Origin of the sequence: Micromonospora sicca, from assembly GCF_003172935.1 — a bacterium.
Lineage (GTDB): Bacteria > Actinomycetota > Actinomycetes > Mycobacteriales > Micromonosporaceae > Micromonospora > Micromonospora sicca.
Genome location: NZ_QGKS01000437.1, coordinates 1 through 14,676, shown reverse-complemented (window position 1 = coordinate 14,676; position 14,676 = coordinate 1). Strand labels below are relative to the sequence as shown.

The window sequence follows — 14,676 nt, the reverse complement described above, 5'->3', positions numbered from 1 at the left end:
GCCAAGGTGAGCCCGGCGCCGGGCTCACCTTGGCGCCGTGGCCCGCCCGCGCGCCCGGCCCGCCGAAGCGCTCCGGCCCCTCGGCGGCGAGTCGCTCGCGGAAGCGGCGGAACAGGTCGCCCACCGGGGCACGGTCCGGACTCACGATGAACCTCCGACGAACGCGGCGACGGCCGCCGCCGCCATGGCCAGGGCGGCCAGCCCGGCCCGCTTCCACATCTTCGGCAGGTCCCGCGTGGTGACCAGCGGGTCCGGCGGCAGTCCGAAGACCTCCGGCTCGTCGAGGAGCAGGAAGAACGCGCCGTCCCCGCCGACGCCGTCGGTCGGGTCGTGGCCGTAGAGCCGGGCCTCCGGCACGCCCCGCTCGTGCAGCGTGGTGACCCGCTGGGCGGCCCGCTCGCGCAGCTCGTCCAGCGGCCCGAACTGGATCGACTCGGTGGGGCAGGCCTGGGCGCAGGCCGGGGTCATGCCGGCGCCGAGCCGGTCGTAGCAGAGCGTGCACTTCCACGCCCGGCCGTCGCCCTTGCGCTGGTCGATGACCCCGTACGGGCAGGCGGAGATGCAGTAGCCGCAGCCGTTGCAGATGTCCTCCTGCACCACCACCGTGCCGAACTCGGTGCGGAACAGTGACCCAGTCGGGCAGACGTCCAGGCAGGCGGCGTGGGTGCAGTGCTTGCAGACGTCCGACATCATCAGCCAGCGGAAGTCGGTGCGCGACTCGGCGCCGGTGCCCCGGCCAGGCGGCTGGGCGCCCGGCAGGCCGAGGAACTCCGGCCCGGCGGCCATCCGGGCGGCGGCCCGCGGCTCACCGGGGGGCACGCCCGGATCGGTGCCGGTGTCGTTGCCCACCCCGGCGGCGACCGCCGCGGTGGCCGGGCTCACCGCCGCCCCGGTGGGGTTGCCGTCGAACGGCGGGGTGCGGTGCCCGGCCGGGCGGGGCTGTTCGATGAAGGCCACGTGCCGCCAGGAGTTGGCGGTGAGCGCGCCGGTGTTGTCGTACGACATGCCGAGCAGGTCGAAGCCGGACGCCGGGACGTCGTTCCACTCCTTGCAGGCCACCTCGCACGCCTTGCAGCCGATGCAGACGCTGGTGTCGGTGAAGAAGCCCACCCGGGGGCCGGCCTCGACCCAGCCGGCGTCCGGCGCCGGGTCGAGCGGGCCGTAGAGGCTGTTGGCGTCAGGCATCCCCGCCCCCGTCCCGCGCCGCCTCGGCGGACCGCTCGTCGGTGTTGCCGGCCGCGTCCCCGCCGGCCGCGTCGGTGGTGACGATCGGCACCCGCCGGTCGGCGGTCATCCCGGCCCGGCGCTGGTACTCGGCGACCAGGTCGAGCAGGGCCGGGCCGGTGGGCCGGCGGCCGGGCCGGACGTCACAGGTGCCGACCTTGCTCTCCTGGATGAGCACGTTCGGGTCCAGGGTGATGCCGAACAGGTCGTTGGCCGAGTCGCCGGTGACCAGGCCCTCGGTGCCGAAGTGATACGGCAGCCAGAGCTGGTGGATCACCCGGCCGTCCACCCGCAGCGGGGTGAGCCGGTCGGTCACCAGCACCCTCGCCTCGATCACCGCCCGGCCGCTGACCAGGTGCGCCCAACCCAGGTGTGCGAGCCCGACCTGCGCGGCCAGTTCCGGGGACACCTCCACGAACATCTCCGGCTGCAGCTCGGCGAGCGGCCGCACCGTGCGGCTCATGCCGCCCGCGGTGTGGTGCTCGGTGAGCCGGCTGACCGTGAAGACGTACGGGAAGACGTCGCTGTGCTCCTCCGGCGGGCTGGGGTTCATCCGGTTCACCGGGTGGTCGTACACCTTGCGGGTCGGGTTGGCCTGCTGGCCGTACATCGGGTTGCGCATCGGCGACTCAGCCGGCTCGTAGTGCGTCGGCAACGGCCCGTCGAGCACCCCGCGCGGCGCGTAAAGCCAGGCCTTGCCGTCGCCCTGCATCACGAACGGGTCGTCCCCGGCGAGCGCCTCCGGCCCCGAGGCGTCGTCCGCCGGCCGGAACGTCGGCGGCTTGGTCTTCTCGAAGTCCGGCACGTCGTAGCCGGTCCACTCGCCCTTCTCCGCGTCCCACCAGACGTACTTCTTCCGCTCGCTCCACGGCCGGCCCTGGGGGTCGGCGGAGGCGCGGTTGTAGAGGGTGCGCCGGTTGGCCGGCCAGGCCCAGCCCCATTCGGGGGCGACCCAGCTCTGCTCGTGCCCGGGCTTCCGGCGCGCGGCCTGGTTGACCCCGTCGGCGTAGACGCCGCTGTAGATCCAGCAGCCGATCGCCGTCGATCCGTCGTCCTTGGCCTCGGCGAAGCCGCCGAGCGGGCGCCCGGTGGCCACCTCGTACCCGTTGATCTCCTTGAGCACCGCCTCGGCGCTCGGCTCGGCGTACTCGCCGTGGGTCGGGTAGTCCCAGGCGAGGTCGAGCAGCGCCCGGTCCCGCGGCTTGGTGGAGGCGGCCAGCTTCTCCCGCAACACCCGGCCGAGGTGGTAGAAGAACCACAGCTCGGAACGGCAGTCACCCGGCGGGTCGAGGGCTTTCTCCCGCCACTGCAGCAGCCGCTGGGTCTGGGTGAAGGTGCCCTCCTTCTCCACATGCGAGGCGGCGGGCAGGAAGAACACCTCGGTGCGGCACTCCTCCGGCACGATCTCGCCGGTGGCGATCTCCGGGCTGTTCTTCCAGAACGTGGCACTCTCGATCATGAACAGGTCGCGGACGACCAGCCAGTCGAGGTTGGCCATGCCCAGGCGCTGGGCCTTGCCGTGCGCCGAGCCGACCGCCGGGTTCTGGCCGAGCAGGAAGTAGCCCTTCACGTGGCCGTCGATCATGTTCAGCACCTGCTGATACGTCCCGTGGTCGCCGGTCATCCGGGGCAGGTAGCCGTAGCAGAAGTCGTTCTCCGGCGTGGCCGCGTCACCCCAGTACGCCTTGAGCAGGCTGACCGCGAAGGCCCGCGAGTTGCCCCAGAAGCCCTTCTGGCCGGGGTGGCGGATGCTGTCCACCCACCTGGCGAAGGTCGGGTGTTCGGCGTGGTGCGGCATCGGCAGGTAGCCGGGCAGCAGGTTGAACAGCGTCGGGATGTCGGTGGAGCCCTGGATGCTGGCGTGCCCGCGCAGCGCCAGGATGCCACCGCCCGGCCGCCCGATGTTGCCCAGCAGGGTCTGGATGATCGCGCCGGTGCGGATGTACTGCACGCCGACGCTGTGCTGGGTCCAGCCCACCGAGTAGACGAGCACCCCGGTCCGCTCCCGGCCGGAGTTCTCAGTCCAGGCCCGGGCGAGTTCCAGGAACTTCTCCTGGGGGATGCCGCAGACCCGCTCGACCATCTCTGGGGTGTAGCGGGCGAAGTGCCGCTTGAGGATCTGGTAGACGCAGCGGGGGTGCCGCAGGGTCTCGTCCCGGTGCGTCTCCGCCGCCACCGGCGCGCCGTGCGACTCGTGCTCCAGCCCGGCCGCGGTCTCCCGCTCCTTGCCCGTTCCCCTGGCCCGGGTGTGATTCCCGTGCCCCTCGTACTGCCAGCTGGTCTGGTCGTACGAGCCGGTCTCGGGGTTGTAGCCGGAGAAGAGCCCGTCGAGGTCCTCGGTGTCGGCGAACTGCTCGCTGACGATGGTGGCGGCGTTGGTGTACGCCAGCACGTACTCCCGGAAGTCCAGCTCGTTGTCCAGGATGTACCGCACCACGCCGCCGAGCAGCGCGATGTCGGTGCCCGCCCGGATCGGCAGGTACGTGTCGGCCAGCGCGCTGGTCCGGGTGAACCGGGGGTCGACGTGGAAGACCTTGGCGCCGCGCTTCTTCGCCTCCATCACCCACTGGAAGCCCACCGGGTGGGCCTCGGCCATGTTGGAGCCCTGGATGACGATGACGTCAGCGTTGACCAGGTCCTGCTGGAAGTCCGTCGCGCCGCCGCGACCGAAGCTGGTCCCCAGACCGGGGACGGTGGCGGAGTGTCAAATCCGGGCCTGGTTCTCGATCTGGAGTGCCCCCATCGCGGTGAACAGCTTCTTGATGAGGTAGTTCTCCTCGTTGTCCAGCGTCGCCCCGCCCAGGCTGGAGATGCCCAGCGTGCGGTTGAGCGGCCGGCCGGCGTCGTCGACGTCCTCCCAGGTCTCGTCGCGGGCGGCGAGGACCCGGTCGGCGATCATGTCGAGCGCGACGTCGAGCTCCAGGTCCTCCCACTCCGTGCTGTACGGCCGGCGGTAGCGGACCTTGGTCTGCCGCAGCGGGCTGGTGACCAGACTCTTGCTGGCCGACCCCTTCGGGCAGAGCCGGCCGCGGGAGATCGGGCTGTCCGGGTCGCCCTCGATCTGGGTGACCTGCCCGTCGGAGACGAACACCCGCTGCCCGCAGCCCACGGCGCAGTACGGGCAGACCGAGCGGGCCATGCTGTCGGCGGTCTCGGTGCGGGCGGTCAGGCCCGCCGAGCGGGCGGACTGCGCCGCGGCGCCCCGGCCCAGCGGGTCGGTGCCGGTGAGCTGCCGGTAGACCGGCCAACCCTCGATGAAGGTCCGGAGACCCAACCGGAACACCCCCTCCCCCGCTGGCGGAAGCTGACCTTCTGAACATAGGCCAGCCGACGGGGGGCGCGCGACCCGAGCGGCCGACCGGCCCGGTTCGGGGACCGCCCGGGCCGGGTCGGTCAGCACGACGGCCGGAACGCGAAGCCGAAGCTCTCTTCAGTCAGGCATCCGAATGCGGGAGTCCCACCGGTGGTTGATCCTCGACGGAATCCGCTCCGGCGGGGAGGTCGTGGTGGCAACCGAGCTGATGCGCGTACGCACCGAGGACGGGGACGAGGTCTTATTCGAGATCGACCGCCACGAGGAACTTCACCGCCGAAGCGGGCGCGGTGTTCGCCAAGACCGGCGTGGACGCGCACCTGACGGCTGACCTGGTCCGCCGCAGCGTCCCGGGGCCGCCGCGGCCGTCCATCGGGGGTCCACGGCGTGTTGCGCAAAACGATTCCGCCCCCGGCCGGAGCCGGGGGCGGAACGGGTGCCGGTGTGCAGGTCGCCTCTCGGCGAGTGGCGCGACGCGGCTCCAGCCGAACGGTATTCCGCGAAGGCAATTTAGGTGAGGCCCGGGGACACTGGACACACCGACACCCTTCTCAACCTACCCCGACCCCCGGTTGTTCCACGCTTTCGGTGACTGCCGCCACTCCCCGCTTCATACCCGGTCGCGCTGCCCTGAGGCAGGCGTGGGTACGCCGCTGGCCGGCACCCTCGGTGGGGGGTGCCGGCCAGCGGCGTATTGCTCTATTGGTCAGCTGTTCCAATGCTCGACGAACGCCTGCCTGGTCACGGCTTGGCCTTGAACTGAGCGCCGTCCAGCGCGGCCTGGAGCGAATTCGTGTAGCCCTCGCTGGTCGCCGTCGCCCCGGACACCGCGTCGATGTGCGCGCTCTGCGCGGCGAGCGCCTCCGTGCGCAGCTGGGGCACCGCGTGCTTGTTGATCTCGCGGGAGCGGTTGTTCGTGCTCGGCACCGTCAGCGGCGTGATCTCGGTGATCCGGCCGCCGCTGAGGTGGGCCTGCACCTGGACGTTCCCGCGCTTCGTCTGCACGACCGGGCCGTCGGCGACGGTGGTCGAACCGGACCGTGCGACGGTGCCGCGTGTCCCGGGCTTCGCCGCCGCGCCGGGGCCGGTCTCCACGCCCGGCGCGCTTGCGCCGCCAACGGTCTCGGCCGAAGGCGAGCTGTCGGGTCCGGTCGACGTCCGGTAGCTGAAGAGAAGTACCACCACGGCGATCGTGGCGAGGAACCACATAGTGATCTTGCGCATATCCAGCACGCTCTTACGCAGCATCGTGTTCATGACAAAGCTCCATTCGGGGTTGGCGTCACCGCGATGGAGGTCAGCGGCAGACGCAAGCACCACGTCAGGCGCTCAAAAGCAAAGGGGAAAGTCTCTGCCCGGTGTTCAGCCGCGGGGCGGTTCTTCGCGGCGCCGGGACCATATGTAACGACCGGCGGCCCGCCATCATTCCGACCCGGGCCCGGTGCACCAGCCCCCGGGTTGCGGGCCAGGTACTCGGTCGTACGGAGATGTAACGACCCTGGCCCGGCCACGATTCCGGCCCCGGGATGCCGCCGGTCACACCCCCGAACCGGACATCGCACCCACCCGGGCAGCCGTCGGGCGACCCGAACCGGACAGCCCGCACCAGTTCCGGTACCTGGTGGTATCCGCGCGCACCGGACACCGCCACATCGGGCCACAACCATCAGCAAACCGAAGGGCACGGCAGGCCACAACCACCAACGGACCGCGAAGAGGGCAAAACCCGGCAACCGGAAACCAGCCGGAACCCGAGTTGGCGTTACCCTGACAGCATGCAGGCGCTCTCCCCCACGACGACCCCGGTGGCCCCGCTGGCCCGACCGGGTCGCCCCGCCGTGGTGGCCCGCACGCTCGCCGAGCTGACCGGCCCCACCCGGGGCATCGTCGAGCTGCCGGTCCGGCTGATGTGGAGCAGTGAGCGCGCCTTCGATCTGGGTGACCCGGACGACCTGCTCTGGATGTACGAGAACGTGCTGCGGGAGACGACCCGCACCGACGACCTGCGGGCGCTGATCAACGGGCGGACGCTGCGTCGGGTGTGGGGGCGGCTGAACCTGCCGCGGGGCGTACGGGTGGCGTGGGAGAGCCGGCACCGCGGCCTGCGTACCGCGTGACCCACCTGCACGAGTTCTACCGGGAGGTGGCCCGGGTGGCCCTGGCGGCCGCCGGGCCGCACCGGTTCGTGCTGGGCGGCGGGGTGGCGTGGGCGGCGCACGGCCTGGTCACCCGCCCGACGGAGGACGTGGACCTGTTCGCGGACGTGGAGGGGGCGGCCGCCGCGGCGGCGGCCGGGGTGCGCGCGGCGCTGGAGCGGGCCGGCTACGAGGTGCTGGACGCCGACCCGGACAGCGAGCTCGGGGAACTGTTCGACGGGTTCGACCGGGACATGCGGGACTTCGTGGTGAGCCGGGACGGCCGACGGATCCGGTTGAGCCTGGCCCGCCTCGACCGGTACCGCAGTCCGGTGGTGATGGACCTCGGCCCGGTGATGGACGTCCGCGACCTGGTCGCGAACAAGACCGCCGCGCTGGTCAATCGGCGCGAGGTGCGCGACTACATCGACGTGTCCTCGGCGCTGGACCACTACGACGTGGCGGAGCTGCTGAAGCTGGCCCGCCAGGTCGACCCGGCCCTGGACCTCGATGACGTCCGCGCCGCCGGGCGATACCTGGACCAGGTGCCGGACCGCCGGTTCGCGCGCTACGGGCTCGACGCAGCCCAGGTGGCCCAGGTACGCCGCCGGATGGCCGCCTGGCCCCGGTGACCGCCGGCGGCCGCCCGGCGGGACGTCACCTGGTGAGCTTGCCGCCGGTGACGCCGAGGATCTCACCGGTGACGTAGCTGGATTCCTGGGAGGCGAAGAAGACGTACGCCGGGGCCAGCTCGGCCGGCTGCCCGGGGCGGCCCATCGGCGTGTCGGTGCCGAACTGCTTCACCTTCTCCTCCGGCATGGTGGCGGGGATCAGCGGGGTCCAGACCGGGCCGGGCGCGACGGCGTTGACCCGGATGCCCTGGTCGGCCAGGTTCAGCGCGAGGGCTTTGGTGAAGTTGGCGATGGCCGCCTTGGTGGTGGCGTAGTCGAGCAGTTGCGGCGACGGGTTGAACGCCTGGATCGACGAGGTGTTGATGATCGCCGAGCCTTCGGGCAGGTGCGGGACGGCCATCTTGCAGAGCCAGAACATGGCGTACACGTTGGTCTTGAAGACGCGGTCGAACTGCTCGGTGCTGATCCCGGCGATCCCCTTGTCCTGCGACATCTGGAAGGCCGCGTTGTTGACCAGGATGTCGATGCCGCCGAGGTCGGCCAGCGTCCGGTCGACCAACTGGCGGCAGTGGCTCTCGTCGGTCAGGTCGGTGCGGACCGCGACGCCCCGGCGGCCGGCCTCCTCGATCAGGCGGATGGTCTCCCGGGCGTCGGCTTCCTCCTCCTCGCCGAGGTAGGAGATGACCACGTCGGCGCCCTCCCGGGCGAAGGCGATGGCGACGGCGCGGCCGATGCCCGAGTCACCCCCGGTGATCAGCGCGCGCTTGCCGTCGAGCCGGCCACTGCCCCGGTACGACTCCTCGCCGTGGTCCGGCTTCGGTCCCATCCGCTGCTCCGAGCCCGGCGCGGGCTGTTTCTGCGGTGGCTGCCCCTGCTGCTGGCCGTACTGGCGGGTGGGGTCCTGCTGGGTGTACTGGTCCTCGCTCACCGGGGTCTCCCTCGTGTCGTCCGGGTCTGCTCCGCCCCTACCCGGGCACCAGGGGCGGAAACGACATCGGGTTGCGGGCGTGTTACACGGGAGCGGCCGGTGACGCTGGTGTGGTGGAACACCTCGGGCCGCAGTGGCAGGAGTGACGGCGGCTCGCTATGGTGCGCAACGGCGCCCACGAGGCGCCTCCACCCCCATGGAAAGGCACCGCATGACCTCCTCCTCCGGCGCCTCGCGCCGACAGGTGCTCGCCGTCGCGGCCGCCGCCGCGACCGCCCCCCTGATCGCCGGCGCGCCGGCCCAGGCGGCCGAGTCAAAGGGCCCGAAGACCTGGGACCTGACCGTCCTGGGCACCTCGGACACCCACGGCAACGTCTACAACTGGGACTACTACAAGGACGCCGAGTTCGACGACAGCAGGCACAACGACGTCGGCGTCGCCAAGCTGGCCACCCTGGTCAACCAGATCCGTGCCGAGCGCACGGGCAAGGCGACGCTGGTGCTCGACGCCGGCGACACCATCCAGGGCACCCCGCTGGCCACCTACTACGCCAAGCAGGAGCCGATCACCACCACCGGTGAGACGCACCCGATGGCCAACGCGATGAACGTCCTCCGATACGACGCCGTCACGCTGGGCAACCACGAGTTCAACTACGGCCTGCCGCTGCTGGCGCAGTGGATCGGCCAGCTCGGCTTCCCGGCCCTCGCGGCGAACGCGATCAACGAGGCGACCGGCAAGCCGGCCTTCCTGCCGTACGTGATCAAGAAGGTCGCCCTCGGCGGTTACGACTCCCCGACCATCAAGGTCGGCATCCTCGGCCTGACCAACCCGGGCGTGGCCATCTGGGACAAGGCCAACGTCGAGGGCAAGCTGGTCTTCGCCGACATGATCGCCACGGCCGCCAAGTGGGTGCCGGTCATGCGCGAGCGCGGCGCGGACCTCGTCATCATCTCCGCCCACGGCGGTGACAGCGGCACCTCCAGCTACGGTCCGGAGCTGCCGAACGAGAACCCGGTGGCGCTGATCGCCGAGCAGGTCCCGGGCATCGACGCGATCCTCTTCGGCCACGCGCACAACGAGGTCGCGCAGAAGTTCGTCACCAACACCGCCACCGGCGCGCAGGTGCTGACCTCCGAACCGTCGAAGTGGGGTCAGCGGCTGACCCGGATGGACTTCACCGTCGCCAAGGTCAATGGCCGGTGGCAGGTGGTCAGCAAGTCCGCCACCATGCTGAACACCAACACCGTGGTGGAGGACCCGGCGGTGCTCGCCGCCGTGCGCGGCCAGCACGCCAAGACGGTCGGCTACGTCAACCAGGTCGTCGCCCGGTCCAGCGTGGAGCTGTCGGCCGCCGAGTCGCGGTACAAGGACACCCCGATCCTGGACTTCATCAACCACGTGCAGACCGAGGTGGTCACCACGGCGCTCGCCGGCACGGCGTACGCGGGCCTGCCGGTGCTGTCGATCGCCGCGCCGTTCAGCCGTACCGCCGTCTTCCCGCAGGGTGACGTGCGGATCCGCGACGTGGCGGGCCTCTACGTCTTCGACAACACGCTCGAGGCCGTGGTGCTCAGCGGCGCCGAGGTGAAGGCGTACCTGGAGTACTCGGCGAAGTACTTCGTCACGCTCCCGGTGGGCGCGGCGGTCGACCCGAACACGATCAGCGACCCGGCCGTGCCGGACTACAACTACGACGTGATCTCCGGGCTCGACTACGACATCGACATCTCGAAGCCGGTCGGCCAGCGGATCACCCGCCTGGTCCTGCCGGGCACCGACACCCCGGTCGCCGCCGACGCGCAGTTCGTCATCGCGGTGAACAACTACCGGCGCAGCGGTGGCGGCAACTTCCCCGGCATCGTGAAGACCCAGGTCTACAACCAGCAGCAGGAGATCCGCCAACTGCTGATCGACTGGGCGCAGGCCAAGGGCGTGATCGACCCGGCGGACTTCTTCGTGCCGAACTGGAAGCTGGTCCGCGAGGGCGTGCCGGTCTTCTGATCCGTACCGTCCGACGGGCCGCGGGTTCCCACCCGCGGCCCGTCCGCGTCTCAGCCGCCCGGGCCGAGGCGCAGGTTCCACTCGTCGGGGCCGCCGGCCGGCTCGGGCCGGTCCCGGCGGGGTTCGGTCTCGGTGCACTCGACCCGCTCGTCCGGGCCCACCCGCGGCGGCAGCTCACCGAAGCGCACGTGCCGCAGGAACGCGTACTCCTCGTCGGTGAACGACTCGGCCGGCTCGCTCATACCCGCATTGTGCGTCCGCCGGTCCAGCCGCCGCATCAACCTGACGGGCCCGGGTAAGCCGCCGCGACGGCCGTCGGCGACGAGGTGGAGGACGACCATGCGCGCGGTACGGATGAGCGCTCCCGGGGTGCTGGAACAGGTGGAGGTGCCCACCCCGACCGCCGGGCCGGGCGAGGTGCTGCTGCGCGTGAGCGCGGTCGGCGCCTGTCACTCCGACCTGCACATCCTCGACGCACCCGCCGGGATGTACCCGACGCCGATGACCCTCGGCCACGAGATCGCGGGCACGGTGGACACGGTCGGCGCCGGCGTGACCGGCTGGTCGCCCGGTGATCGCGCCGCGGTGTACGGGATCATCGGCTGCGGCCGCTGCCGCGCCTGCCTGCGGGGGCTGGAGAACCAGTGCCGGGTGGTCCCGGTGGGTGGCATCGGGCTCAGCCGCGACGGCGGGCTGGCCGAGCACGTGGTGGTGCCGGCGTCCCGGCTGCTGCACGTCGGCGACATGGAACTGGAGCAGGCCGCCCCGCTCACCGACGCCGGGCTGACCCCGTACCACGCGGTGGAGCTGGCCCGGCCGAACCTGCGCCCCGGCACGACCTGCGTGGTCATCGGGATCGGCGGGCTCGGGCACATGGCGGTACAGATCCTGGTCGCCACCACGGCGGTGCGGATCATCGCGGTGGACACCAGCGTGGCCGCGCTGGACCTGGCCACCCGGCTGGGCGCCCACCATGTGGTGCAGGCCGGACCGGACACGGTGGAGAAGATCCGGGCCCACGTCGGCCCCGCGCCGGACGGAGCGGACGTGGTGCTCGACTTCGTCGGGGCGGACCCCACCCTCGCCACCGCCCGCCAGGTCGTCGCCACCGGGGGCCGGGTGATGCTGGTCGGCCTCGCCGGCGGGACGCTGCCCGTCCGGCCCGTCGCCGACGAGCCGCCCACCCTGCCGCTGGAGACCAGCGTGGAGATCCCGTTCTGGGGCACCCGGGCCGAGCTGCAGGAGGTGATCGCGCTGGGCCGCCTCGGGCTGCTCCAGGCCGACGTGCAGATCTTTCCGCTGGATCGGGCCCCGGAGGCGTACGACCTGCTGCGGCGGGGCGAGATCCACGGTCGGGCGGTGATCGTGCCCTGACCGGTCGGGTGCGGGTCGCTCAGCGGGCCGCCGCGCCGGCGCCCTCCACCGCCCTCGGCCGGGCCGGGGGAAGGCGGTCCAGCAGGGCCAGGGCCGCCCGGACCGGCCGCCGGGTGAGGGTCTCGTCGAAGCTGGCCCGGCCCTGGCAGAACCGGACGAACATCCGCCAGCCGGCCGGGGTGGCGAGCAGCCCGTGGAAGACGTCCGGACGCCGCTCGAAGACCTCCAGCAGCCGGTGCCCGGCCCGCATGGACGGCGCCAGGAGCCGCTCGACCTCCCGCTCGTAGCCGGCCAGGTGACCGGCGGCGACCGCCGCCCCGGCCAGCCGCCCGGACCGCAGCGCGTAGCTGATCCCCTCCCGGCTCCACGGTTCCAGCAGTCCCGCCGCATCCCCGGCGACCAGCACCCGGCCGCGGCGCACCGGCGAGTCCTTTGCCCGGCAGCGGGTCAGGTGACCCGAGTCGTGCTCCGGGGTCACCCCGGACAGGCCCAGCCGGTCCACGAAGTCGCGCAGGTAGGCCCGGGTCTGCTCCCCGTTACCGCGGGCGGCGATCACCCCCACCGTCAAGCGGTCAGATTTGGGGAAGACCCAGGCATACGAGCCGGGGACGGGCCCCCAGTCCAGCAGCAGCCGGCCCCGCCAGCGCTCCTGCTCCGCCGGCGGCACCGGCAGCTCCAGCTCCAACCCGAGGTCGATCTGCCGGTACCGGACGCCGACGTGGCGGGCGGTGACGCCCGAGGAGCCGTCCGCGCCGATGACGGTCCGGGCCCGTACCGTCTCGCCGTCGGCCAGCCGCAGGCGTACCTCGTCGGGGTCCTGCTCGACCGCGCGGACGGCGACGCCCTCGCGGACCTCGGCCCCCGCGGCGACCGCGGCGGCCCGCAGCCGCTCGTCGAACTCCTCCCGACGGACCATGGCCACCAGCGGCCCGGCGGCGTGCCGGCGGGTGAAGCCCCGTCGCCCGTCCCGGGTGAACGTCACCCGGTCGACCCGGTCGTGCGCCGGCACGTCGATCCGGTCGGCCACCTCCGCCAGCGACGTGCCGATCAACCCTCCCCCGCAGGTCTTGTAACGGGGATGGGTGGCGCGCTCGACGACCAGCGTGCGGGCCCCGGCGCGGGCCGCGGCGTGCGCCGCGGAGAGCCCGGCGGGGCCGGCTCCGACGACGGCGAGATCCCAGACGATCACGGGTGCAGCCTAGGCCACGCCACCGTCGCAACGCCCGACGCGACTCCCCGATCGGGTGGGCATCAACGGACACCCGTCGGGTAACCGCCGGGCGCAGGCCGCCCGCGGGCCGGGCGGGTCACGCCGAGGAGGAAAGCCATGCAGCAGGTACAACTGTCGGAGGTCGAGGAACGGGTGTACCAGGCGGTAACCGCGCTGGAGACCCGGGGGCACGTCCCCTACCCCGACCTGATCGCGCAGGAAACCGGGATGAGCGAGGAGCAGCTGCAGGCGCCGCTGCACCTGCTCACCGAGAAGGGCCTGCTGCACCGGGAGGACTCCCCGATGGCGGGGCTGGACTTCGGGCCGCGGTGGTGTGCGCGCCAGATGGCGTGACGTCCCGTTTGCCCCTCGAGGGCCCGGGTAGCGATCAGGAATGCGTGATCGTCGGCCTTCGGGGGGCACCATGAGAGCGGACCGGTCGTCGGCACCGGCCGACACCGACGGGTACGACGTCCGGAAGCGCTGGCAGGCGCTCGGCGTCGGCCTGGTCGCCGCCTTCATGACGCTGCTCGACGTCAGCATCGTCAACGTCGCCGTACCGTCGATGGACCGCGCGCTCGGCGCCACGCCCAGCGATCTGCAGTGGGTGCTGTCCGGGTACGCGCTCACCTTCGGGCTGGTGCTGGTGCCCGCGGGACGCTTCGGCGACGCCCGGGGCCGGCGGAACGCCTTCGTCCTCGGGGTGGCGCTGTTCACCCTGACCAGCGCGCTGGCCGGACTGGCCCGCTCGCCGGAGTGGCTGGTCGCCGCCCGGCTGGTGCAAGGCGCCGCGGCGGGAATCGTGAACCCGCAGGTGAGCGGCCTGATCCAGCAGCTGTTCCGGGGCGCGGAACGCGGTCGGGCGTTCGGCCTGTTGGGCGCGACCATCGGCATCTCCACCGCCGTCGGGCCGCTGCTCGGCGGGTTGCTCATCCAGCTCGGCGGTGCGGAGCACGGCTGGCGCTGGGTGTTCTTCGTCAACGTCCCGGTGGGCATCGTCGCGGTGCTGCTCGGCTGGCGGCTGCTGCCGGCCCGCCCCACCGGCCAGCAGGATCGGCACCGCCTCGACCCGGTCGGGGTGCTGCTGCTCGGGATAGGGGTGACCCTCGTGCTCCTGCCGCTGGTGCAACGCGAGCAGTGGCACACCCCGTGGAAGTGGGCGCTCATCCCGGCCGGCCTGGCCGTCCTGATCGGCTTCGGTCTCTGGGAGCGGTGGTACGCCCGGCACCGGCCGCCGCTGTTCGACCTGCGGCTGTTCGGGTTTCGCTCGTACACCCTCGGGGCGCTGATCGCGCTGGTCTACTTCGGCGGGTTCACCGCCATCTTCTTCATCTTCACCCTCTACCTGCAGAACGGGCTCGGCTACAGCGCCCTCATCGCCGGCCTGGCGATCACCCCGTTCGCGCTGGGCTCGGCGGTGGCGTCGGCGCTGGGCGGCCGGGTCGTCACCCGGTACGGCCGGCCCCTGGTCGCCGTCGGTCTGCTCGTCGTGGTGATCGGACTCGCGGCCACCGTCTGGGTGCTGCGCGGCTCGCCGTCCAGCTCGGTGCCGCTGCTGACCGCGGTGCCGCTGCTGCTCGCCGGGCTGGGCAGCGGCCTGGTCATCGCACCGAACCAGACGCTCACCCTGGCGGAGGTGCCGGTGCCGCAGGCCGGCAGCGGGGCCGGCATGCTGCAGACCGGCCAGCGGATCGGCTCGGCGGCCGGCATCGCGGCGGTCGGATCGCTGTTCTTCTCCTCGCTGGCCAGCAGCCGGGGCGACTGGGCGACCGCCTTCCGGCACTCGCTGCTGCTGGCCACCGGCATCATCACGCTCGCCCTGGTGGCGGCGCTGATCGACATCGCCGGAGGGGAT

General features: G+C 72.2%; 12 protein-coding genes. 6 read left to right on the top strand and 6 right to left on the bottom strand.

Features of this window, described 5'->3' with window-relative positions; translation table 11 throughout:
* Positions 1-141: 141 nt before the first annotated feature.
* The 3 genes from DKT69_RS33110 to DKT69_RS33090 form a co-directional block, all read right to left on the bottom strand.
* The gene (locus tag DKT69_RS33110) at positions 142-1,185 is read right to left on the bottom strand and encodes a 4Fe-4S dicluster domain-containing protein (RefSeq protein WP_109805346.1); all 1,044 of its coding nucleotides are present in this window, start codon (positions 1,183-1,185) and stop codon (positions 142-144) included.
* Complete coding sequence (fdh, locus tag DKT69_RS33105) at positions 1,178-4,498, bottom strand: formate dehydrogenase (protein ID WP_236648506.1); 3,321 nt, start codon at positions 4,496-4,498, stop codon at positions 1,178-1,180. Before fdh ends, DKT69_RS33110 begins: the two co-directional genes overlap by 8 nt.
* A 780-nt stretch (positions 4,499-5,278) precedes the next feature.
* Complete coding sequence (locus DKT69_RS33090; protein ID WP_236648505.1) at positions 5,279-5,794, bottom strand: FMN-binding protein; 516 nt, start codon at positions 5,792-5,794, stop codon at positions 5,279-5,281.
* A 518-nt stretch (positions 5,795-6,312) separates the two neighbouring features.
* On the opposite strand from DKT69_RS33090, the gene DKT69_RS33085 reads away from it, so the two are divergent.
* On the top strand, positions 6,313-6,654 hold the full coding sequence (locus tag DKT69_RS33085; protein WP_109805343.1) for a hypothetical protein: 342 nt from the start codon (positions 6,313-6,315) through the stop codon (positions 6,652-6,654).
* Positions 6,651-7,304: a nucleotidyl transferase AbiEii/AbiGii toxin family protein gene (locus DKT69_RS33080; RefSeq protein ID WP_109805342.1), complete on the top strand. Its 654-nt coding sequence runs from the start codon at positions 6,651-6,653 to the stop codon at positions 7,302-7,304. The genes DKT69_RS33085 and DKT69_RS33080 overlap by 4 nt, the downstream gene beginning before the upstream one ends.
* Before the next feature lie 25 nt (positions 7,305-7,329).
* Here DKT69_RS33080 and DKT69_RS33075 read toward each other — a convergent pair whose 3' ends face one another.
* Positions 7,330-8,232 carry an SDR family oxidoreductase gene (locus DKT69_RS33075; RefSeq protein ID WP_109805341.1) on the bottom strand — a complete coding sequence of 301 codons (903 nt, stop codon included), beginning with the start codon at positions 8,230-8,232 and terminating at the stop codon, positions 7,330-7,332.
* Between the two features lie 211 nt (positions 8,233-8,443).
* Here DKT69_RS33075 and DKT69_RS33070 point away from each other — a divergent pair, with 211 nt between their 5' ends.
* Positions 8,444-10,237 (top strand): bifunctional metallophosphatase/5'-nucleotidase, encoded by a 1,794-nt coding sequence (locus DKT69_RS33070; protein ID WP_109805340.1) that lies wholly within the window; start codon positions 8,444-8,446, stop codon positions 10,235-10,237.
* Positions 10,238-10,287: 50 nt separating this feature from the next.
* On the opposite strand, the gene DKT69_RS33065 is transcribed toward DKT69_RS33070, so the two are convergent.
* Positions 10,288-10,479, bottom strand: coding sequence for a hypothetical protein (locus DKT69_RS33065; RefSeq protein ID WP_236648504.1), 192 nt, complete (start codon positions 10,477-10,479; stop codon positions 10,288-10,290).
* A gap of 97 nt (positions 10,480-10,576) precedes the next feature.
* Here DKT69_RS33065 and DKT69_RS33060 point away from each other — a divergent pair, with 97 nt between their 5' ends.
* Positions 10,577-11,611, top strand: coding sequence for an NAD(P)-dependent alcohol dehydrogenase (locus tag DKT69_RS33060; protein ID WP_109805338.1), 1,035 nt, complete (start codon positions 10,577-10,579; stop codon positions 11,609-11,611).
* 19 nt (positions 11,612-11,630) lie between these two features.
* Here DKT69_RS33060 and DKT69_RS33055 read toward each other — a convergent pair whose 3' ends face one another.
* On the bottom strand, positions 11,631-12,800 hold the full coding sequence (locus DKT69_RS33055) for a geranylgeranyl reductase family protein (protein ID WP_109805337.1): 1,170 nt from the start codon (positions 12,798-12,800) through the stop codon (positions 11,631-11,633).
* 138 nt (positions 12,801-12,938) lie between these two features.
* On the opposite strand from DKT69_RS33055, the gene DKT69_RS33050 reads away from it, so the two are divergent.
* Positions 12,939-13,175: a hypothetical protein gene (locus tag DKT69_RS33050; RefSeq protein ID WP_109805336.1), complete on the top strand. Its 237-nt coding sequence runs from the start codon at positions 12,939-12,941 to the stop codon at positions 13,173-13,175.
* A gap of 70 nt (positions 13,176-13,245) precedes the next feature.
* Positions 13,246-14,676, top strand: a 1,431-nt coding sequence (locus tag DKT69_RS33045; RefSeq protein ID WP_109805335.1) for an MFS transporter, incomplete at its 3' end; no start/stop codon positions are given.